This is a genomic window from Secundilactobacillus muriivasis, from assembly GCF_054785195.1.
In genome coordinates this window covers 22,423-43,570 of the sequence record NZ_BAABMI010000007.1, presented here as the reverse complement: position 1 = coordinate 43,570, position 21,148 = coordinate 22,423, and the positions used below count along the sequence as shown (strand labels likewise).

The window sequence follows — 21,148 nt, the reverse complement described above, 5'->3', positions numbered from 1 at the left end:
ACCATTAGTCCATTGCGGTTACTGAACATTGACCACAATTGTTTCTGTAGTTGTCGAGTTATCGTCTAACGTTGCCGGTACACAGTTTAGTCAACTTCAATATGTGACAGTCAGCGGTTCTGGTTGACAACAGCGCACCATGTAGCGGGAGGCGGAGGCGCGCGAGGCTCAGCAGTGTCGGTATGACTTAAGCAGTCGTAGTCCGTGGGGTTCGGGCTGCGAGTGCTTTAGTCATACGCGGGTCCGGAGAGATCCGGCATGGGCGCTTTTTGCCCATTCCTAGCTCGTAGGCCCGCCACTGCGTTCCAGCCTCGCATAGCGCCGGAGCCTCCCGCGGCATCCTCCCACTACAAAAAACCAGAATTACCGAATTTCACAAACTAAACATGCTTACGCTGGACACAAGCGTAAACAAAAAAGGTGACGTAGCGGATGTCATTAGCATCCGTTACGTCACCTTTTAAATTAATCTATTCTGTCTGTTTTTGCTTCTTCGGTGCCGCCAACGTTCGGTACAACCATAACCCCATAATGCAGGTAATGACATCTGCGATGGGTTGGGCCCAAACCGCACCGTGGTAACCGAAGACGTGAGCCGCAATCAAAATCACGATGTAAAAGACGACCCCTTGCCGTGAAATCGACATGATGAAGGCACCCAATGGACTACCAATCGACTGAAACATGGTGGTGAAGACGAGCACGCCACCAACGAACGGTGTGGTGATCAAGAAGGCCCGCAGCATGTACGTGCCGGCGGTAATGACAGCCGCTTTGTTCAAGAATAGTGCCACGATTTGCGGTGCGAAAATCATCAAAATGGCCGCTAGCACTAGCGAATACCCAACGTTAACGGTCAGGTCAAAGCGGACCGTTTCTTTGAACCGCTTCATGTCCTTAGCGCCGTACGTGTAGCCAATCAACGGTTGGGCACCAAAGGCGAAGCCAACCATGATCAACGTGACGATGGTGTAGATTTTCATGACGATGCCTAACGCGGCCACTTGGGTTGCCCCGTATTCTGCCAAATACCGGTTCAAAACCATTGTTCCAAAGGCGGTCATAATGTTTGTAATGGCAGCCGGAATCCCAATCAGTAACACCTGACGAATGAAGCTGAACGGAATGCGGCGCTTGCTGAAGGAGAGGGAGATGATCTTGCAGTATTTGGCAGTTAACCAGATGAAGACCAAGTCTGTGCAGCCGTAGCCGATGATGGTGGCTAGGGCAGCTCCGGCGGCGCCCATGTTGAGGCCGAGGATGAAAATTGGGTCTAAGATGATCGTCACGATGGTCCCGACGACCGAACCGACCATGGATTGAACGGCGAGGCCTTCAGTTCGGATAATGTTGTTAGGTACCAGCGAAACGATAACCAGTGCGGCCCCGGCTGACATGATGCGGTAGAAATCAGCGGCGTACTGGTAGGTTTCAGCGTTGGCACCGAACATGTAAAGAATTGGGCGTTCGAAAACCAGCAATAACACTGTGATCACGAGGCCGAACGCGATGGCCGCATAGAAGCAGAAACTGCTAATTCGAGCAGCGTTGTCGAAGGCCTTTTGACCCATCAACCGGGAAATAAACGAGCTGCCACCTAAGCCGAAGATATCACCGATGGCAATTAAGAATGAAAATAAGGGCGTGCAAAGCGAAACGCCGGCAACCAGTGCGGTATTTTGCGTTTGCGACACAAAAAAGGTGTCCGCGAGGTTATAGACCATACTAAACACCATTCCCAGCACGATGGGGAATGCGAGTTTGAAGAAGGCCTTGGGAATGGACGTTTTCTCAAAAAGCTCTTGCATGAAACGTGTCACTTCCTATTCAGTTATTTGGACGTTAAAAACGTTGATTCTTCCATTATAAGTTCTAAAATGAGAAGCGTGTAAGGAAAAATGCAAAATTCTTAAAATGCCATAAAGATTTGTCATTTTATAGAATGGTTAAGGTTAATGCGTCATAATCGAGGCATGATTGAAAAAAGGAGCGACGACAATGACGCGAGAAGCGAAGCAACGTAAACACCGTGGCTCACACCGTTGGCTGATCGCGGTGGTGACCTGTCTCATCGCCCTTGGGGTGGGCAGCTTAGGCTACGCAAGTTACTACCATCAGCGGTTTAAGCCCACGCAGATCAACGGCGTGACGGTGACGAATCTAACGGTCGCACAAGCAACCAAGAAATTGAATCAAAGTACCGGGAGTCAGTCTAGTAAAGCGATTACGGTGGCCAAATCCCGGGTGAAAGTTAGCCAGGCATCGGTCGCCAAGTTACTGACGAAACGAAATGGCGAAACCGGTCATGTGGTGGATACTGTTTCGATGAAGTTAACAACTCAAGTATCGGCAAGTGCGCAACAGTACCGGTTAACAACGCTGTTGCCGGCATTTGAAAAGCAAATCGACACCATTAACGCGAGTCGCAAGACGCCAATTGACGCCAAAGTGGTTTTGAAGAACGGCCAACTAAGCGTTACTCAGGGCCAGTCTGGGACTGCGCTGGATAAGGCAACGATGGTGGCGGACTTCAAGCAGCAAGCCAAGACCGAAGCGGTGATCAGCGTCAACAAGGTTATCAAGCAGGCGGTCAAGGCCGACAGCAAGACCATCAGTCAAGTGAAGGCCAACCTGCAAAAGTTGCTGACCCAGACGGTGACGCTGAACGTATCAGGCACCAATATCACGTTTAAAGCCAGTGATTATCTGAAAAACGGGACGGCAACGGCGGATGGCAAGTACCAGTTTGACACGACGCTACTGAAGCAAAAAGTAGCGGCGTTAGCAACCAAGTACGATACTAAAGGCAAGTCGGCGAAGTTCAAGACCCACAGCGGGAGCACGATTACAGTCCCCGCTGGTGGTACTTGGGGCTGGTCGATTGCTCAAACGAAGCTGGTCAAATACATTCTGTATGGCTTCGAACACCCAAGCAGCCAGACGTTGAACCTAAAGCATTTCGTTACTGGCACGGGTTACGGTAAGACTAACACGGTCGGTGACACGTACATCGAAGTTAACTTGAAGACGTTGCACGAGTATGCTTACGTCAACGGCAAACTGGTCTTCTCAACGCCCGTGATGTCTGGGACGATCACCGGTGGCAACAAGACGCCACAGGGGTTGTACTACATCATGTACAAGCAACGTAACACCACGCTGACGGGCCAAAACGATAACGGTTCAACCTATAATTCTAAGGTTAAATACTGGATGCCAATCACCAACTCCGGTGTTGGTCTCCATGACTCCTCGTGGCAACCAAGCTACGTCTACGGCAATACGAGTTACCGAGCGGATTACCATTCTCACGGATGTATCAACAATCCACCTTCGAAGATGGGCAAGCTTTACTCGGTTTCGTATGCTGGGGAGCCGGTTGTGGTTTACTATTGATGATTAAATGATTGAAGCGTTCAACTTATGATGAGTTGAGCGCTTTTTTTGTTGCCGTCGTTTGTGTCCAGCGTAAGTGTTGGGTGCGATTTGGGTGTTGGCTGTTTGACGTCGCTTCGCTCGCCAAAGCCGCATGAAAACCGGCGCTCTCAGGCTACAAAATTCGGCGCCACTTAAACTGTCATTTCTAGGGTGCCTGAAGTTACGAGAACTTGTTAACCACGCGCTTTCTGGCCACCACGCCGAATGGTGCTGCGCGAGACTGAGAGCTGCATGCAAGGCGACATCGGTAAACCCGCCAGGCCCGGGCGCCTTCACCGATGTCGCCTTGCACACTGCTCTCAACCCGTCTCGCTCCGCACACTTACGCTGGACACAATCGACAATAAGATATTCAAAAAGACAGTTAACGGAAGTGTGTCCAATAAGCCAAGTGAAAACATTGACAAACTAGTCACAAGCAGTATCCTTTAGGTGAAAAAGAGAACTGATTTGAGCGAAGAAGTGGCGGTTTTGCTGGTTGAAACGGTCGGTGGTGAACTGGCCACCTCAAAGGAAGTGACTCGTGATGGCAACGACAAAGAAGCGGCAGTGGTACGCAGAAGCGGACTTATCGGAAGTTGAACAGGAATTGGCAACTTCGGCGACGGGGTTAACGCAAAAAGTGGCTGAGGAACGGCTACAACGAGATGGTGACAACACGATTAATCGCGCGCAGGGCCAGTCGCAACTGAAAGTTTTTTTGATGAATTTTGTGAGCCTGATGGCGATTTTGCTGTGGGTGAGTGGACTGATTGCGATACTGTCTGGGACGTTGGAATTAGGTATCGCCATTTGGTTAGTTAACGTGATCAACGGGTGTTTTAGTTTTTGGCAACAGCATCAAGCCCAAAAGGCAACGGACTCGTTGATGGCGATGTTACCGACTTACACGCAGGTTTACCGGGATGGTAAGGTGCAGAAGCTGGATGCCAAAGACCTCGTCGTTGGCGACGTCTTTCAGCTTCAGGCGGGTGATGCGGTTCCCGTTGATGCGCGGTTGATGACCGCTACCTCGATGCAGGTCGATCAATCAGCATTAACTGGCGAACCAGTGCCAGAATCAAAGCGGGCGGATTACCGTCCGGGCGACGGTGAATTTGCCGAATCGAATTTAATTTATGCCGGGACAACGGTTGGGGCTGGTACCGGGACCGCTGTGGCGATTGCGACTGGGATGCACACGGAATTTGGGCAAATTGCGGCGTTGACGCAACAGCAGGGTAAGCAAAACAGTCCGTTACAGTTGGAATTGAATCGACTGACGAAGCAGATTTCGGTGATTGCGATTGGCATCGGACTAGCCTTTTTCGTGGCGGCGATTTGGTTCGTGCATTATCCGGTGGCGAAATCCTTTATTTTTGCGCTTGGGATGATCGTGGCGTTTATTCCGGAAGGGTTATTACCCACGGTGACGCTGTCATTAGCGCATGGGGTGCAACAGATGGCCAAGCGTCACGCGTTAGTCAAGGAACTCAGTAGTGTCGAAACGTTGGGCGAAACCACGGTGATCTGTTCAGATAAAACCGGGACGTTGACCCAAAATCAGATGACGGTCAACCACGTCTGGCTACCACACCAAACCTACACCGTTTCGGGACAGGGTTACGTCAATAATGGTGAGATTCAGCTCAACGGCGCACCGGTGGCCTATCAAGACGATGCGGATTTGGCGCGATTATTGCGGGTGTCAACGTTAAATAACGATACGCGGGTTCAGCTTGACCCTAAAACGCAGCAGCCCAAATTACTGGGAACGCCAACCGAAGCCGCGTTAATGATTTTGGCGGAAAAGGCGGGATTTGACGTTGATGCCGAAACCGCTAAAACGCCCCGGTTAAAGGAGTTGCCGTTTGATTCGGACCGAAAACGGATGACGACGATCCACCAGCACGATGCAAAAACGCTGTCGATTTGCGTGAAGGGCTCGCTAAGTGATTTATTGCCACTATGTCCCACGATTCAAATTGCGGGGCAGGCGCGGCCAATGACGGATAAGGACCGGCAAGCAATCAACGATGCCAACCAACACTATGCAGCACAGGGATTGCGGTCGCTGGCAGTGGCCTATCGAGCAGTACCAGCCGAAGCCAATCAGCAGGCGCAGCTAGACGGCCTCACGATTGAAACTGCCGAACAGCAGCTGACGTTCTTGGGGCTGACGGTCATGGCTGATCCACCACGTCCAGAAGTGATCGAAGCGGTGCAAAAATGCCACGATGCCAGCATTCGGATCATCATGGTGACCGGCGATAGCTCCCTAACGGCCAAATCAATCGCGGTCAAAATCGGGTTAAATACGGACAAAGTTCGCGTCGTCACCGGGACTGAATTAGCCGCGATGCCGGATGACGAGTTGAAAACGGCGCTTAAGGGTGAAATTTTATTCGCACGGGTAGCACCAGAACAAAAGTACCGAATCGTCTCCACGTTACAGTCGCTGGGCGAAATTGTCGCTTCGACTGGTGATGGTGTGAACGATGCGCCGGCTTTGAAGAAGGCCGATATTGGTGTTGCGATGGGGGTCACCGGGACTGACGTTGCTAAGGATGCAGCCGATATGATTTTGACCGATGATAACTTCGCATCGATCGTGGCCGCAATCGAAGAGGGGCGGACGGTCTACAGCAACCTGCAGAAGTTCCTGCTGTACATCTTTAACTCCAACGTCCCAGAAGCGATTCCATCGGTCCTGTTCCTGTTTAGTCGCGGTCTTGTGCCGTTACCGTTAACGGTGATGCAGATTTTAACCGTTGATTTGGGCACGGACATGTTGCCAGCACTCGGACTTGGTGCCGAACGCGCTGAACCGGGGATCATGCAGCAGCCACCGCGGGCGAAAACGGCGCATTTGTTGAATAAGCATTTGGTTTGGAAGGCCTTTGCTTGGTACGGATTGCTGGCATCGGCAGTCTCGACCGGCGCCTACTTCTTTACGAACTGGCAGGCAGGGTGGCCGAGCCAAGCGCTTGCGGGAAGCGGTATTGGTTACGCCCGAGCCACCACGATGACGCTAGCGGCAATCGTCTTTTGTCAAATCGCCGCGGCCATCAACTGTCGAACCACGGTGACGTCGCTGTTTAAATTCGGCCTGTTCAGCAACAAACGCGTTTGGGCCGGGATTGGTTTTGAAATTGTTTTGCTGGCGGTGCTGGTCTACGTACCGGTGTTACAGCCGATTTTCAATACTGCACCGTTGATGTTAAATGACTGGCTGTTCCTGTGTGCCATTCCAATTCCGATTTTTCTGATTGAGGAAGCGCGGAAGTGGCTGGTCCGGAGAAAAACGATTACGAGTTAATGGGTTCTTAAAATAAACGTGAAACGCCTTGAATTACTGAACAATTAGCAATTCAGGGCGTTTTTAGGTTATCAATTCAGTTGCCCACAGCTTAACTTGCAGTTCCGCTACGAACCCGTTACGCTTATAGGAAGATAACGGATAGACGGAGGACATTATGACTAAATCGGTGGTTCAAAGAGGCTTGCGAATTATATTGGGGGCGGTGGTTTACGCAGTCGCCATTAATTACTTTTTGATTCCAAGTCGAATTGGTGAGGGTGGCGTCACTGGCCTGACAACGATTGGGTACTATACGTTGCGCATCTCACCCGCGTTGACCAACTTAGTGCTGAATGGTATCTTGATTGCGATCGGCTTTCGGTATTTAAAACGCGAAACGGTGTTTTACTCACTGTGGGCGGTGTTGTGGATCTCGATTTTCCTGCGAGTGCCCGTTTTTTGGCCGTATCAGACGCACCAAACGCTGATTGCGGCAATCACCGGTGGCGTGTTGATGGGCATCGCAATGGGCCTGATTTTTCGGGCAGGTGGCACGATTGCGGGGAGCACCATCCTAGCCAAAATCGTGAATCGCTACTTTGGCGTGCAAAACGGCTCAGCAATGCTGTTCTTCGACTTAATCGTGGCGATTCCATCGGGACTCGTCATCGGGTTTGAAAACATGCTGCTAACGGTTGCTGAACTCTACATTTCAGCAGTGGTGTTGAACAAATACCTCGATACGTTCGGCGCCAAACGCTCACTACTGGTCATCTCAGCGCAAAACCAAAAAATCGCCACGGCGCTGTCAGATAAGCTGGGTCATGGTGTAACGCTGTTAAAGGCAACCGGCTTCTACAAGCAACATAACCAAGACGTCCTGTACTTCATCTGCACGGTGCGCGAGTGGCCAGCAGTGATGACGATCATCAAGCAAACCGACCCAGAGGCACTAGTGGTGACGGATCGGATTCGGAGTGTTCGGGGGATGGAGTTGGAAGAATTATAGAGAGTAAAGAGAGTGGAACGAAGCGGTTAGAGACCTGCACATAAGCCCCTCTCGCCATAAACCCCGATTTTTGGGGTTTGTGGTGAGAGGGGCTTATGTGCAGGTCTCTGCTTCGTGGAACTCATTTCGGCGCAGGCTAATCAAACCAGTTACATTAACAAACTTCACCATCTCACCGATAATCGCTAACCAAAGCCTAACTGGCGCCGAAAATAAGTAATAGCAATGCACGTCGCCAACACCACTCAGCAAATTAATGTGCTGCCCCAGTTTTTTGGTAGCTTTACTTGGGTCGCCCTTATATGCAGCCTTCTGCCCTTCGGAACTCGTTTCGGCGCAGGCTAATTAAAGTTGTTGCATGAACAAACTTCACCATATCACCGATGATTGCCAACCAAAGCCTAATTGGCGCCGAAAATAAGTAATAGTAATGCGCGTTGCCAGTACCACACGTTTCCAAAATTCAGAATCCAAAAAAGCCCCGATTAAGCGCCGACCAAGCACTCAACCAGGACTATTTGAACATCAGTAACAACGCATCACTGATCAATCTTATCAATATTAACAACCCGCAAACAGGCCACCAACATCATCACCACAATCGCCACGTAAACCACGTTCTGCAAGTTCCCAGCAGGATTACTAGCGAACGCCATCCCGTACAACGACGGGCCAAACGCGGAGAGACAGTACCCGCCAGCTTGTGCCATCCCAGAAAGTTGAGCGGTTTCGTATGGTGAGTCAGTTTTGACAGCAAACATGGTCATAGTGGTCATAAAGAAGAACCCAATCGCAACGCCAACTAAGGCGCCTTCCAGTAACCAGAAAACCATCGAGGAAGTATGCTGCCAAAACAGCATTGAACTTGCAATCAGCCCCAAAACACCCGCAACAACGGTGAGCCGAGTTAGCGTTCGTTTGCTAAGCACCGTCAGCATTTGAGGTAGGAAAACGGAAACGGGTAGGCCAATTAACGCGTAGACCGCCATGACGATGCCAGCGTGGCCAGCGCTCACGTGGTGGTATTCCATCAGGGCGGGCATCCAGGCGGTCACCGTGTAGCTCAACGTGGCTTGGCCACCGAAAGTGAGGAGAAATGGCCAAGCGTGGGGGTTGGTCCAGAGGTGCATTTTTGGTCGTGGGGTGGTCGCTGTTGCCGTATTTGACCGTTGGGGGTGCACTTTTTCAGGGACTAGGCGGCCAACTATCAGCCACGCCATAAAGCTAATAGCCGGAATAATCAGCAACAGCAGCAGAATCATTTGCCAGCCAAAGCGACTACTGAGGGGTGCGGTGATTAAGTTGAACGTCATGTTCCCGAAAATCATCGTGAACGAATAAAGGGTGGTGTACAGCCCGATTTTATTTGGAAAATACGCCGAGACCAATGAGGGCATAAACACGTTGATATGGGCGATACCGATGCCGATTAGAATCGTGCCGAGGATCATGGTGGGCATCGTGATGATTAGTCGCAACGCTGATCCAATGACGATACAGCCAAGGGCTAAGAGCAGGGCCTTTTTCAGGCCAAACCGTAACATCGGCTTCGAAGCAAAATTTGAAAATAGCATAAACATTACTAGCGGCAGCGTGGTGAGGATCCCCAGCTGACTTTGTTGCGTATGTAAGGCGTTGGCGAGTTGACTAAGTAGGAGTGGTGGGGTGGTAATGGGGGAACGCATGATGAAGCCAATCAGAATGATGACAATCAGCAACCAGGTTCCCCGGCGTTTCAGCGTGGACATGGACATCTTCCTTTCTGCGCGTGGTCTAGGTTGCGCTCTTTCCAATATAAGCGTTTTTTAGGTGACTTGAAAGCTTAACTTAACAACTGGTCTACGGAAAACGGTTCCAGTGTTCGGTGATCGTCGCGCTAATTAACGCAATCGATGTTCCCGAACTTCACAATTCGCAGTTTTCCGATTAAAATAAACCAAATAAGAAAGTGATGGTGATTTTTTGGCAACTCAACGACCCGCAGTTCAAGCTGATATTGGCGACTATCTCAAACTGGTCGCCTGTACCTCGGTGATGCTGCAACCAATTTTTAGCCTTGCGCTGACGACCCAACCGTCCGCACCGGCGCAAGTGGGCATTGGCTTTTTGTATAATTTAGTTAAATTCACGGCACCGGCGTTCATTTTCGGGATCCTGTATTCAACGATTCGAACGACGATCAACACGGACCTTACATATGGCGGTTATTTAAAGCGAATGTGGCACGCGCTGTTTGTGCCAACCCTTTGGTGGACGAGTATTTATCTGCTGGTCATGCCGTGGGTGCAACAGGTGAGTCGTTACCATAGCGTTGGGGGCTTTTTCTGGCAGTTTATTAACGGCAATGCAGCGCCGCATTTGTGGTACAACACGATGATGTTGCAGTTTATCTTTTTAATGCCGCTGTTTTGGGCAATTGGTCGTTGGTGTGGGACGGATGCGAAACGGGGCTGGTTGGCAGTCGGCGTAACGGTGCTAATTACCGGTTTATGGTTAGTGCTGTACGATACGCAGGTCTTTCACGGTCCTCACATGAGGGATTGGTACCTATTGGACCGGCTGTTCATTAGCTTTTTGATTTACGGCGTCTTTGGAACATTGACATGGCAGTATCGGCAAGTGGTTAACCCTTGGCTGCAGAAGTGGTGGTTAGCGTTAGTTGCTGGTTTCTTGGCCAGCTTTTACTGGATCAACCGGGAGTTATTTGCGTTTTCGTTTCCGGTGAAACTGACTAACGCGCCGTATTATAAGCCGTCGATGGTGATTTATGATTTGATTACAATCTCGTTAGTCGCGGCGTTGGCGGTAACCCAAATTCAACGGCGAAGTCGGGTAACTGGATTTGTTCACCAATTCGCAGGCTTTGCGTACAAGGCCTTCTTATCTAATGTGTTTTGGGAACAACTTGTTTGGTTGAGTTTTGGTAAGTCGCTGACGCAAAAACACGTTGGTTGGGGAATTCTGGTCACTTATGTGCTTACTTGGAGTCTGTCGTTTGCATCAGCCTTTGGCATTCATTTTGGGTGGCAATGGTTGAAGCGGATGATAACTAAGAATAAGCTGCCTGTGGGTACCGCTGATTGACGGGAGTGAAAGTTAAAGTTTAAGGTGCAATAGTCGTTAACACCGTGTCTTTTAATCGAGATTATTGTTTAAATTTTAAAGAATGAAGCTACAAAAATGTAAAGAATGGAACGACATTTTTGTAAAGAATCGACCGACAAATTTGTAAACTTTATTATTCGAAATACTTATAAATACCGGTGCGATAATGATTAATTAGGTGCGATTTTTTAAATTAAAAAAGCGAATTATGAATCAAAATTTCATCGTGAATATAATTTGAAAAACATAAATTTAATAACCCATTCGTCATTCTTTTAGGAGAGTGGACACTGGATGAACTAGTGACAATTGCTCGTCCAGGTAAACAAAGTACCTTTTTGACAAGCTTTTTTAAAAGTACGCGGATGACTTTAATTTCGAAGAACCACATGCTACAATTGCATCGGAAATCAAAAAGCCCGTGACGGGAATCACGGACTTAGCGCTAAAAGCGCAATGCTTACAGCGTGTAAGTATAACTTGGCGGCACTGCGATGGTATTTCTATAGAATTAAAAACATGAAGGACTGTGCCCGCAGTCCTTTTTCTTTTGCTGTCATTTTTGATAAATGACCCAAACCGATAGACACAGAAAACTTCTAATCGTATTGATTATAGTTGACATAGTTGATAATCATAATTCATGATAGTTTATGCCGTGAATCATATTTGATATAATGATTAAAGGATTGGTTACGGTTTCCCGCATCACCTGTTCATCGCGTCTGAAAAACCTTACCATCGAGTTAGTAAGAGACTGATTTGTTACGGGAGAGATGACATGTTAAGGAAAGTCTATAACAAATTTCCGGTGTGGCTCGTCTACACCGTGGCGTTTGCGCTAGTTGTGGTGTGTTCGTTTGGCGTTCTGCGCTTTGGAGGCCAGACGACGATTTGGAATGTGGATGGGATTGCTCAACATTACCCGATTTTGGAGCAGTTCTATCGCATTCTAAGGGGAACCGCCCACCAGTCACTGTTCGGTTGGTCCTGGACGTTAGGCCTCGGGGCAGATCAGATGACGACCTTTGCCTACTACGTGGTGGGAGATCCGTTTAGCTACCTGATTGCGCTGTTTCCTGCAGATCGACTGGAACTAGGGTATCAACTACTGACGATTCTTCGGCTATACGTCGTGGGCTTGGCCTTTATCGCGTTCGCCAAACAACTAAAACTCAAACGGGGTGGGACCCTGATTGGCACGTTGGTGTACGCCTTCGGGAGCTATTCGTTTTATTCAGCCTATCACCACCCGTTCTTTTTGCTGCCGTTGATTTTCTTCCCGCTGGTTTGTCTGGCAATTGATCGCATCTATCAGGGCAAATCCTTCCTGTGGCTTGTCGTGATCACGGCGCTCGTTTTGATCAGCAACGTCTATTTCGCCTACGTATTGGCGATTGGCGCGTTGGTGTTTGCGATCATGCGCTATCTTGATTTGAAACTAAAGGGTGAGTTGGTTCGACCGCTACCTTGGTCGTTGCTGTATTTTGGCTTGACCATCGTGATGTCAACGTTGATGGCGGCGGTGGTGCTGTTACCCAACATCTTAGGGATGCTCAGTTCGTCTCGATCAGGAAGTGCCATTTTTGCGAGCGGGTTGAAATTTTACCCGTCAATTTACTACACGCATTTGCCAAACGCGATTTTAAATTCAAATGGGACCACCTACTACTGGTTAGTGATGGGGACGAGTGGCCTGACGTTTATCGCGATGGTGTGGACCATGCGCCATTTCCGGCGGTATCTCATGTTAAACGTGACGTTGCTGCTTGTGGCGGTCGGGTTGCTATTCCCGGCCGTTGCGGCGGTGATGAACGTGATGAGTACGCCGTCTAACCGGTGGGTGTTGTTGGTCCATTTGGCATTTGGCTTAGCTGCGGGGCACTTTATTGACCACTTGCACGAGTTGGTACCGGCGGATTTTAAGTGGTTTATGATAGCGACGGCAATTTTGTTGGCGCTGGTTTGGGTTGGTAACGGGTTTATCTTTAAGTTACCGCAACACCACCTGATGACGTATGGGTTGTTGCTAGGCTTTATGATCGTGCTCGCGTACGCCATTATGACCGGTGCGACGGGCTTGCGCTTGAAGTGGGCGTTGTTGGGGTTAGTGCTCCTTAACGCAGCCAGCACTGGATTGGGATTCTACAGCCCCAACTACGCTTACGCATCTCGGAGTGAATTGAGTCGCGGCGTCGCTCGTCACTGGTCAAAGGTGTTTTTCGATAAGGCTGACCAGTATTTGAAACAAACCGATACTAGTTTTTATCGAACCGCGACGACCAAGGACTACTACACCTTGCACAGTGCCGGCAACAACATGCCGATGCTACTGGGGATGCACCAAATCGGCTCGTATTTCTCGGTTCAAAACGCGGCGGTCAACAGCTTTAATACTCAACTGTGGAACAGTGAAAACACGATGAATAATCCGACAAGAAACGCTGATGAACGCACAACTATGTTGTCGCTGTTGGGGGTCAAATACCTCTTTGCGCGTCAGGATGAAATCAATAAAAATCGCGTCCCATACGGCTATCAAGTCGTGCGACGACGAAATGGCAAAGCGGTCTTTCGGGACCGCCCCGTTTACAGTTTAGGCAACGGGACGGGCACAGTACTGCTGAAAAACAAGTACGCGTTACCGTTGGCTTACACCCAAACGACGCAATTAAATGCGAGTGCTTATCGCAATTTAAGTGCGGTAGATAAGGAACAAGCACTGTTAAGTGGCGCTCAAACGAGTCAAAAGGTCAGTGGCGTGAAGACGGTCACGGCAAAGCGGGCGAGTCGCACGGTACCGTATACCGTTTCGATGACTAGCCAGCCAATCACAACGATCACCCAAGCCATTAACTACCGCTTGCATCACAACACCAATCGGTCACTGTCTTATGGGATTACTGGTGATAAAACACCGGCTGAGGCCGAGAAGTATGCCGCAACGACGAATCTATTAAAACCAACGTTATCAGTGACTAAACTGTTGGCCCAAAACGCGGCAGTGATTGCAAAAAATAATCAGAAAAACACTAACGGGTTAAAGGAAATGACTGGCGACCTGCTTGGTCAAAATGCGCGGTATCAATTGACGATTAACAAGCCGCAATCGCTGAAGAACTGCGAACTGTATTTGGAAATCGATGGTATCAAAGCACAGTTTCCATCAACAAGTGAGCGGTTGGGTTATACAGCCACCCGCGCGAAGCTAGCGGACGTGCCATTCTCGCACGAAACCAAGCTGAATACGTTGCGGGAAATCAACACGTCACCGTACTTTGATTCCTATTTCCTGAACGTCCAGTCCGGCACGCACAAAACGTCGATCGATCAGTTGGGCATCAACAACATGTCTGATTACGAACCGAAGCACCACTTACTGATCAACTTGGGCTATTCAACGAAGGCGCGTCAAACGATTAATTTGAGCTTCTACAAGGCCAATAAATTGACGTTTAAGCACGTTAAGGTCATTGCGGTCCCATTCGGTGCTACCTATCGAACAAAGACGCAGAAGCTACAAAAACAGGCGTTAAAACACTTAACTGTCACTAACAATCACGTCACCGGCACAACTAACCGAAGTCGAGCAAGTGTGTTAACCACTTCAATTCCTTATTCTAAAGGCTGGCGATTAACAGTCGATGGTCAAGCAACAGTGATTCAAAAGGTGAACACTGGCTTTATCGGCGCCAAAATTCCAGCTGGCAAGCACCGCATTAAACTGAGCTACACGACCCCGGGATTACTGGCAGGTAAATGGTTGTCGATTCTCGGCTGGTTCGTGTTATGCTTAGCAGCGGGTTGGACATTGTGGCGTAGCTTGATCAAACGCCGGCGGCCGAACGCTGGTCAACATGTTCAACCGGTAGTCGAATCTGAAACGAACGAAGAGGTGTAAGCGGAGGAATGGGCCTGATGAGTTGGTTATTACTGATCTTTATTGCGCTATTGCTGGTGACCAGCATTAGCTATTACCGTCACTGGACCTGGCCGTTTCGGTTGGGATTGTTGGCAACGTTGATTTATGTTGCCGTGGCAGGTTGGTTTGTGATGACGTTGATTGGAAGTATGTAAAGCGCGAAGTAAGGCGTTTAGAGAACGGAGCATAAGCCCCTTCTGCCATAAGTCCCGGTTTTGGGGACTTGTGGCAGAAGGGGCTTATGTGCAGTTCTCTGCCTTACTTCGCGCATGATTTCGGCGCGGTGTCCTAAATACAATATCGCTGACAAGCTTCACGATAAATCAAGTAAGCGGAACGACAAAGTTCAAGTGGCGCCGAAAATAAGGTAATCGGAATGAGCGTTGCCGTTAAGCTGTTGATGCGTAACACAGCTATCGATTATCAGCCGATGCGTGGCTACCAATCTGTGCAATTTCAATCAACCAAAACGATTTCTCCAACCTCGCCCCAAAGAATATTTCCCAGGAAATTCCCCAAACCAACCCAATCACCAAGCCAACATGATACAATAGACGCTATGTTAATTTCGAACCAAGGGGGATTTAAAAATGAACGCAAAATGGGTAGTCGGAATCATCGCAGGCATCATTGGCCTGGGTGCCATTCAAATCATTCATACAACGGCGCAAGCTGAAGCTGAGTACGCCGTGACCACGAAAACGGTGCGGGTAGGACAGATTACGGTGCCGAAGAATACGCGGGTGTCAGTCGCAAGTCAGGTGACCCACCACGGGCAACGTTACGCGCGAGTGGAGATGCAACGGTTACGGTATCAGCTACGGCATCAGACAAGCCGACGGTATTTAACGGTGCCGATGCAGGACTTAAAAGCGACTCGGCGGGTTGCAACCGATCAGTTTAGTCAGCTTAAGCAACGGCGAGTCAACTATGATACAACGCAGCCGGTCATCAACGTGACCACGGACGGTCGGGTGGAAGTATACCGAGATGGCAGCGTCGATAATCAGGCACCAGCCGCAAGTGCGCAAGTTACCAAGAGGTGGCGCAGTGGCCAAACCACGGTGTTAACGTTGAAGTCATCATTAGCGCAACTAACGACTGCGCATACCCACCAACTCAAACTACGGGCGAACGGGGCGGTTGCAAACGGGACTTACGATAGTTACGCAGTCGGGCCGCAACGGCAAATTTATTACGTATGGACGGGCTTATCTTAGCCGTAATAACGGGCGTTTCCGGCTGGAAGCGTCTTTTTATTTGTGGTCAAATACTGCCTGCAACCAAGTGGTGCGACTAAGTCGATCACCATCATGATATGCTGTGGATGTTAACAAAAGAGGAGGAGTCAGACATGCACATCGGCGCCAGGTTAAAACAGCAGCGGCAACAACGGGGCTGGTCACAACAAGAGTTAGCGGATCAGCTCCATATTTCCCGCCAATCGATTTCAAAATGGGAACAGGAGACGGCGTTGCCAAGCTTCGCCAACGTGGTGGCGATGAGTGATTTATTTGGGGTGTCGTTAGACGAATTGATTCGAAAGGATGAGGCATTGATGCGAGAATTAAAGGATGCGCAGAGGGTAACGCCCGTTGAGAAGATTGTGTGGAGTAGCATTGGGTTAGCGGCCATCGTCATGATCGTGATGTTGGCGATGCGGGTTGATTTCAACGTTGTGGACACATGGTTTAACTGGGGCGCCTTTGTCTTACTAATTGTTTGGTTGTTTACGTTGAACTGGCGGGCGGTTAATCAGTTGCTTTCACGGAAATCGGTTGTGCTTGGCATCGTGGTGTTCACGTTGTATCTGATTCCGTTTATTTATTCGTTTATTCAGGGGTTTATTGCTGGGTTCACGGGACAATAGAAATTTCCTGGGAAATAAAATAGCCTTAAGGTTGCGCGCATTAATATGTGTACGTAATCTTGAGGCTATTTTTTAGTTTGTGGTAAAAGTATCAATAATTAACGCTGCAATTTGAGTTGCATGAGTTTCAAGCGCAAAGTGGCCACTATTGACTAGTTCAACGCGAGTGTTGGCATCGTCATGTTGAAAGGCGAGCGCTCCAGGAGCGATAAACGAGGGATCGTTTTTGCCCCAAACGGCTAGTAATCGCGGTTGATAACGCCGTAGATAGGCCTGGAATTGCGGATAGCGCTTGATGTTATTTTGGTAATCGAAAATTAAATCTAGTTGACGTTCGGCGTAACCTGTTGAATGCGTATAGGCAATATCCAGAGTATAACCATCCGGCGAGACTGTGTTGGGCTGAGTGCCGAAAGTGTATTGGCCAATGATGGTGTCAGGCGCAAAAGCGGATCGGTATTGCTCACGTTTTGCGGGTGTAGGGTGTTGCCAAAAGTCTTGCCGGGTTGCCCACTTAGCACCCAATCCTTCGGTATAGACGTTACCATTTTGGCTAATGATTCCCTGAATCCAATTCGGGTGTCGGCAAGCGATGTCAAACCCGATTGGCGCACCGTAATCGAAAACGTACATGTAGAATGGTGCGACGTTGAGCGCTGCCAAAAAGTGTTCTGTAATGGTTGCAAGGTGGTCAAAAGTATACGCAAATTGAGTATGATCTGGTGCACTAGATTGACCGAAACCCGGAAAATCAAGCGCAATCAGGTGAAAGTGAGATGACAACTGAGGCATTAGGTCTCGAAACATGTGGCTGGCCGAAGGGAATCCGTGAAGTAAGACCATGGTTGGTAGCTTCTGATCACCAGCTTCACGATAGAAAATATCAAGCCCATCAATGGTTAGTGTGTGATATTGCGTCATGTGATTTCAGTCCTTTATTTAAATTAGCTTAATCCTGTTCTTCGTTGACCATCGGCTTGATTTTAGACACCAAGATATCGTTAAACTTAAACCAATCAAATCCGTTTCGATCATGACCGCATTGATCTTCTGGTAATTCGTGGTAGTAGTCGTAACAGCAGATTGCTGCGCGTGAAAGGGAGTGTTTTTGTCCGCAACGACAGAGAACGTGGTTTTTAGCATCGATGACAGTAACTTGAATTTTAGGACTCTCCTTAAAGGTGAGAGTCGCACCGATGGGAATACTGAGGTATTTGAACGTTCGGTTGGGACGGGAGCCAACTTTGCGTTTAACCGCTGTATAGGTCTTGCCTGTGATTGCCGAGTTATAAGTTTCCGGACGAATCCATTCGGTCTCTGGGTCATTAAAAGCAAGCAGTTTAAACGCGGTTTTCACTTGGTTGAACGTGGCTTTGAAGAACTCCTTAGAACTGCTTTCCCGTTTTTCTGAAAGTGCACTGTGAAGTAAGCGTTCAGCCTTTTTATAACCGTTTAGTTTAACGGCAAATAGAAGTAACGTTGGTTTACCGTCTGGAATGCCAGTGTCGTTAAACTGTGCCAAACGACGACTAAGATTCTTAGTCTGACCGACTTTGATATAGCCGGGAAATGCTTTATTTTCGAGCGCGTAAACGTACCCGTTATCCTCCGTTGCAACCATCGAAACCACCTCAACCAATTTTCTAAATTAAGTTTAGTATACGACTAATGTAATGTTCAGGAGACAGAAAATCGAAAAAGACCGACTCTCAATTTTTGAGAATCGGTCTTTTCGCGTTTAATTGTTAATTAAGCAATCTTATCCCGGTGCATCTTATCCCACTGCAACCGGCCAAGCTTGACGATTTCCGTCACAATCAGGACCACGATCCCGGCGATGATTGGTACCAACCAACCGTACGTGAAGTTCGCACTGGTGGTGTGGAAGATGTCTTGCATGAATGGTAGGTAGATAATACCCATCTGCAGGACGATCAAAGCGGCGATGATGTAGAAGGCCATCTTGTTTTGGAAGAAGTATTTTGAAATAACGGGGTGGTTATTCCGCAAGTTGAACAGGTAGAAGATCTTACCGAAGATCACCACGTTTAACGTCATGGTACTGCCGACTAAGGCACTGATACCGTGGCCAACTAAGGCGTCGTAGGCGAACATCCCTAACCCGGCAATCAGTAACGAGACGTAAACCACTTCGAACACGTCCATCTTGGAAAGAATCCCAGCCTTAACGTCTCGCGGACCACGAACCATGATGCCACTTTCGACCGGTTCGAAGATGAAGGCGAATTGAATCGTCAACGCTGACACCATGTTGATCCACAACAGTTGGGTTGGGTAGAGTGGCAACGATTGGTCCATCACGATACTGAGGACCACGATCAGACCTTCCGCGAAACTGGTTGGTAACAGGAAGCGAATCGTCTTACGAATGTTATCGAAGACGTGACGGCCTTCCTTAACGGCGGCGAGGATGGTGGTGAAGTCGTCGTTAGCCAGAACCATATCGGCGGCACCCTTGGCCACGTCGGTTCCCTTGATCCCCATGGCAACCCCAATATCGGCTTGCTTAAGGGCGGGAGCGTCGTTGACCCCGTCACCCGTCATCGAAACAACGTGACCGTTGGCCTGTTGGGCGCGCACGATCCGCAGTTTGTCGGCAGGGGTGGTTCGGGCGAAGACGGTGTAACTATCGATGACGTTTTGAAGCTGTTCATCAGACAGTTCGTTTAATTCAGGGCCGGTAATCGCCTTAGGATTATCGGCTAAATTCAGTTGTTTAGCGATAGCCGCGGCCGTTTCAGGGTCGTCACCAGTAATCATCTTAACTTGGATTCCAGCGAAGCGTAACTGCTTCACGGCGTCCGCAACTTCAGGACGAGGTGGGTCGATGATGCCGACTAACCCGACCAGTTTTAAACCGTCACCGATTTGGCTGGCATCGATCTCGGTAATTTCCCGGGACATGATCTGGTAACCCATCGCAACCACTCGCTTACCTTGGCGAGTCAGTTGGCTCATTTGATCAGCCATGCTACCAGCTTCAACTTGGCCACCGTGGTCTTGAACCAGTTTGGCCAAGGTTTGGGGTGCACCCTTCACAAGGAGGACGCGTTGGTCGTTAAAATCAACTAATCGAGCGGAATAACGGAAAGCAGAGTCGAACGGTAACGAATCGATCTCAGCCGCTTCCGGGGTCTCACCAGTTAACTTATGGAAGAGGGCGGTCAACGCCCCATCGGTTGGTTCACCGGTCAGTTGCCACTGATCGTTTTCAAAGTTGAAGACGGCGTCAGAAGTCTGACCAGCAATTTCAACTAACCAGTTTAAGTTGTCGTTATGACGCCAATCGACTTCTTGACCATCAGTTGTCAGAACTTGACCAGCATCATCGTAGCCAACACCAGAAACGGTATATTGATTATCGGCGGTCAGAATATCGGTGACCGTCATTTCGTTCTTGGTTAAGGTCCCGGTTTTATCGGTGTTAATGATGTCCACGGCCCCCAGTGTTTCAACGGCGGGTAACGTTTTAACGATCGCGTGTTGCTTGGTCAGTTGACGGGTTCCCATGGCCAGCACCACTGAGGTACTAGCGGGCAGCCCTTCAGGCATTGACCCAACGACCATTGTCACGACGGCGATTAACAGGGTTGGTAAACTGTAAACTTGGATGATCGCACCCAGGATGAACAGTAACACGGCAGCAATCACAATCGCTAAGGATAAGCCAAACCCTAACCGATTCAGGTTTTGCATTAACGGCGTTGGCTTTTCCTTGACTTCAGCAACATCTTGTTGGATCTTCCCGATTTCGGTGTGCACACCAGTTGCAATCACGATTCCTAACCCAGAACCGCTAGTAACGGCCGTCGAGGCAAATGCCTGGTTACGGCGTTCAGCTAGTGGGAGGTTTGCGTCATCAATGGCGTCTTCGATCTTTTCTTGGGAGTCGGTTTCACCCGTCAACACGGATTCTTGAATCTTCAAGTTATCTGCGTCGATCAAACGAAGGTCGGCTGGCACTGAATCCCCAGCCTCTAGTCGAACCAAGTCACCCGTAACTAATTCACGAGACGGTAACGTGGTTAATTGACCATCCCGGATCACGAAGCTTTCCGAAACTAAGAGTTCCTTGATCTTGGAAAGGGCGTTATCCGCAGAAACTTCTTGGAAATACCCGATAAAGGCGTTCGCAATAATCACCAGTCCGATAACGATTGAATCGGAGTAGTGGTGCAAGAAGAAGGTCAAAATTGCGGCTGCCGCCAAGATGTAAATGATACTGTTATTGAATTGCTTCAAAAACCGCAACAAGTTAGACACTTTTTTAGCTTCAAGTTCGTTCGGGCCTTGTTGGTTCAGTCGTTTTGTTGCCTCATCAGTGCTGAGGCCTGCTTGACCGTCCGTTTGCCACTGCTGTTCCAAACCAGAAGTACTTTGTTGCCAGACTTGTTGCTGACTGGGTCCAGCGTCAGCGCTGTCTTCAGTCGGAGTTGTTAATTGATTGTCATCTAATGCCATGTTAAAAAATCATCCTTTCGTGTGTGCAAGTGATTAGCGATC

Annotated in this window: 13 protein-coding genes; 8 read left to right on the top strand and 5 right to left on the bottom strand. The window is 49.1% G+C overall.

The window, feature by feature from the left end:
* Window positions 1–470 precede the first annotated feature (470 nt).
* Window positions 471–1,808: an MATE family efflux transporter gene (locus ACYVR3_RS01600; protein ID WP_461242856.1), complete on the bottom strand. Its 1,338-nt coding sequence runs from the start codon at window positions 1,806–1,808 to the stop codon at window positions 471–473.
* Between the two features lie 190 nt (window positions 1,809–1,998).
* On the opposite strand from ACYVR3_RS01600, the gene ACYVR3_RS01595 reads away from it, so the two are divergent.
* The 3 genes from ACYVR3_RS01595 to ACYVR3_RS01585 all read left to right on the top strand — a co-directional run bounded on the left by ACYVR3_RS01595 (window position 1,999) and on the right by ACYVR3_RS01585 (window position 7,727).
* Entirely contained in the window at window positions 1,999–3,396 is a 1,398-nt protein-coding gene (locus ACYVR3_RS01595; RefSeq protein WP_461242855.1) for a L,D-transpeptidase family protein, read from the top strand.
* A gap of 568 nt (window positions 3,397–3,964) precedes the next feature.
* Entirely contained in the window at window positions 3,965–6,736 is a 2,772-nt protein-coding gene (locus ACYVR3_RS01590; protein ID WP_461242854.1) for a cation-translocating P-type ATPase, read from the top strand.
* Between the two features lie 157 nt (window positions 6,737–6,893).
* Window positions 6,894–7,727 (top strand): YitT family protein, encoded by an 834-nt coding sequence (locus ACYVR3_RS01585; RefSeq protein ID WP_461242853.1) that lies wholly within the window; start codon window positions 6,894–6,896, stop codon window positions 7,725–7,727.
* 539 nt (window positions 7,728–8,266) lie between these two features.
* Here the strand turns inward: ACYVR3_RS01585 and ACYVR3_RS01580 are convergent.
* Window positions 8,267–9,475, bottom strand: coding sequence for an MFS transporter (locus ACYVR3_RS01580; protein WP_461242852.1), 1,209 nt, complete (start codon window positions 9,473–9,475; stop codon window positions 8,267–8,269).
* Window positions 9,476–9,689: 214 nt separating this feature from the next.
* On the opposite strand from ACYVR3_RS01580, the gene ACYVR3_RS01575 reads away from it, so the two are divergent.
* The 5 genes from ACYVR3_RS01575 to ACYVR3_RS01555 all read left to right on the top strand — a co-directional run bounded on the left by ACYVR3_RS01575 (window position 9,690) and on the right by ACYVR3_RS01555 (window position 16,624).
* Window positions 9,690–10,811: an acyltransferase gene (locus tag ACYVR3_RS01575; RefSeq protein WP_461242851.1), complete on the top strand. Its 1,122-nt coding sequence runs from the start codon at window positions 9,690–9,692 to the stop codon at window positions 10,809–10,811.
* Window positions 10,812–11,613: 802 nt separating this feature from the next.
* Window positions 11,614–14,733, top strand: coding sequence for a YfhO family protein (locus ACYVR3_RS01570; protein ID WP_461242850.1), 3,120 nt, complete (start codon window positions 11,614–11,616; stop codon window positions 14,731–14,733).
* 17 nt (window positions 14,734–14,750) lie between these two features.
* Window positions 14,751–14,909 carry a hypothetical protein gene (locus tag ACYVR3_RS01565; RefSeq protein WP_156405718.1) on the top strand — a complete coding sequence of 53 codons (159 nt, stop codon included), beginning with the start codon at window positions 14,751–14,753 and terminating at the stop codon, window positions 14,907–14,909.
* A 435-nt stretch (window positions 14,910–15,344) separates the two neighbouring features.
* The gene (locus ACYVR3_RS01560; RefSeq protein ID WP_461242849.1) at window positions 15,345–15,974 is read left to right on the top strand and encodes a hypothetical protein; all 630 of its coding nucleotides are present in this window, start codon (window positions 15,345–15,347) and stop codon (window positions 15,972–15,974) included.
* Window positions 15,975–16,108: 134 nt separating this feature from the next.
* Window positions 16,109–16,624: a helix-turn-helix domain-containing protein gene (locus ACYVR3_RS01555; protein ID WP_461242848.1), complete on the top strand. Its 516-nt coding sequence runs from the start codon at window positions 16,109–16,111 to the stop codon at window positions 16,622–16,624.
* Window positions 16,625–16,696: 72 nt separating this feature from the next.
* Here the strand turns inward: ACYVR3_RS01555 and ACYVR3_RS01550 are convergent, their stop codons facing one another.
* From ACYVR3_RS01550 to ACYVR3_RS01540, 3 genes are all read right to left on the bottom strand, one after another.
* The gene (locus ACYVR3_RS01550; protein WP_461242847.1) at window positions 16,697–17,545 is read right to left on the bottom strand and encodes an alpha/beta fold hydrolase; all 849 of its coding nucleotides are present in this window, start codon (window positions 17,543–17,545) and stop codon (window positions 16,697–16,699) included.
* Between the two features lie 28 nt (window positions 17,546–17,573).
* Window positions 17,574–18,245 (bottom strand): GIY-YIG nuclease family protein, encoded by a 672-nt coding sequence (locus ACYVR3_RS01545; RefSeq protein WP_461242846.1) that lies wholly within the window; start codon window positions 18,243–18,245, stop codon window positions 17,574–17,576.
* Between the two features lie 128 nt (window positions 18,246–18,373).
* Complete coding sequence (locus ACYVR3_RS01540) at window positions 18,374–21,106, bottom strand: HAD-IC family P-type ATPase (RefSeq protein WP_461242845.1); 2,733 nt, start codon at window positions 21,104–21,106, stop codon at window positions 18,374–18,376.
* Between the last annotated feature and the right edge of the window lie 42 nt (window positions 21,107–21,148).

Bases quoted from the DNA above. Each gene is read 5' to 3' on its own strand.
- ACYVR3_RS01600 (WP_461242856.1), bottom strand. From the start codon at position 1,808: ATGCAAGAGCTTTTTGAGAAAACGTCCATTCCCAAGGCCTTCTTCAAA.
- ACYVR3_RS01540 (WP_461242845.1), bottom strand. From the start codon at position 21,106: ATGGCATTAGATGACAATCAATTAACAACTCCGACTGAAGACAGCGCT.
- ACYVR3_RS01555 (WP_461242848.1), top strand. From the start codon at position 16,109: ATGCACATCGGCGCCAGGTTAAAACAGCAGCGGCAACAACGGGGCTGG.
- ACYVR3_RS01565 (WP_156405718.1), top strand. From the start codon at position 14,751: ATGAGTTGGTTATTACTGATCTTTATTGCGCTATTGCTGGTGACCAGC.
- ACYVR3_RS01545 (WP_461242846.1), bottom strand. From the start codon at position 18,245: ATGGTTGCAACGGAGGATAACGGGTACGTTTACGCGCTCGAAAATAAA.
- ACYVR3_RS01595 (WP_461242855.1), top strand. From the start codon at position 1,999: ATGACGCGAGAAGCGAAGCAACGTAAACACCGTGGCTCACACCGTTGG.
- ACYVR3_RS01550 (WP_461242847.1), bottom strand. From the start codon at position 17,545: ATGACGCAATATCACACACTAACCATTGATGGGCTTGATATTTTCTAT.
- ACYVR3_RS01570 (WP_461242850.1), top strand. From the start codon at position 11,614: ATGTTAAGGAAAGTCTATAACAAATTTCCGGTGTGGCTCGTCTACACC.
- ACYVR3_RS01585 (WP_461242853.1), top strand. From the start codon at position 6,894: ATGACTAAATCGGTGGTTCAAAGAGGCTTGCGAATTATATTGGGGGCG.
- ACYVR3_RS01580 (WP_461242852.1), bottom strand. From the start codon at position 9,475: ATGTCCACGCTGAAACGCCGGGGAACCTGGTTGCTGATTGTCATCATT.
- ACYVR3_RS01590 (WP_461242854.1), top strand. From the start codon at position 3,965: ATGGCAACGACAAAGAAGCGGCAGTGGTACGCAGAAGCGGACTTATCG.
- ACYVR3_RS01560 (WP_461242849.1), top strand. From the start codon at position 15,345: ATGAACGCAAAATGGGTAGTCGGAATCATCGCAGGCATCATTGGCCTG.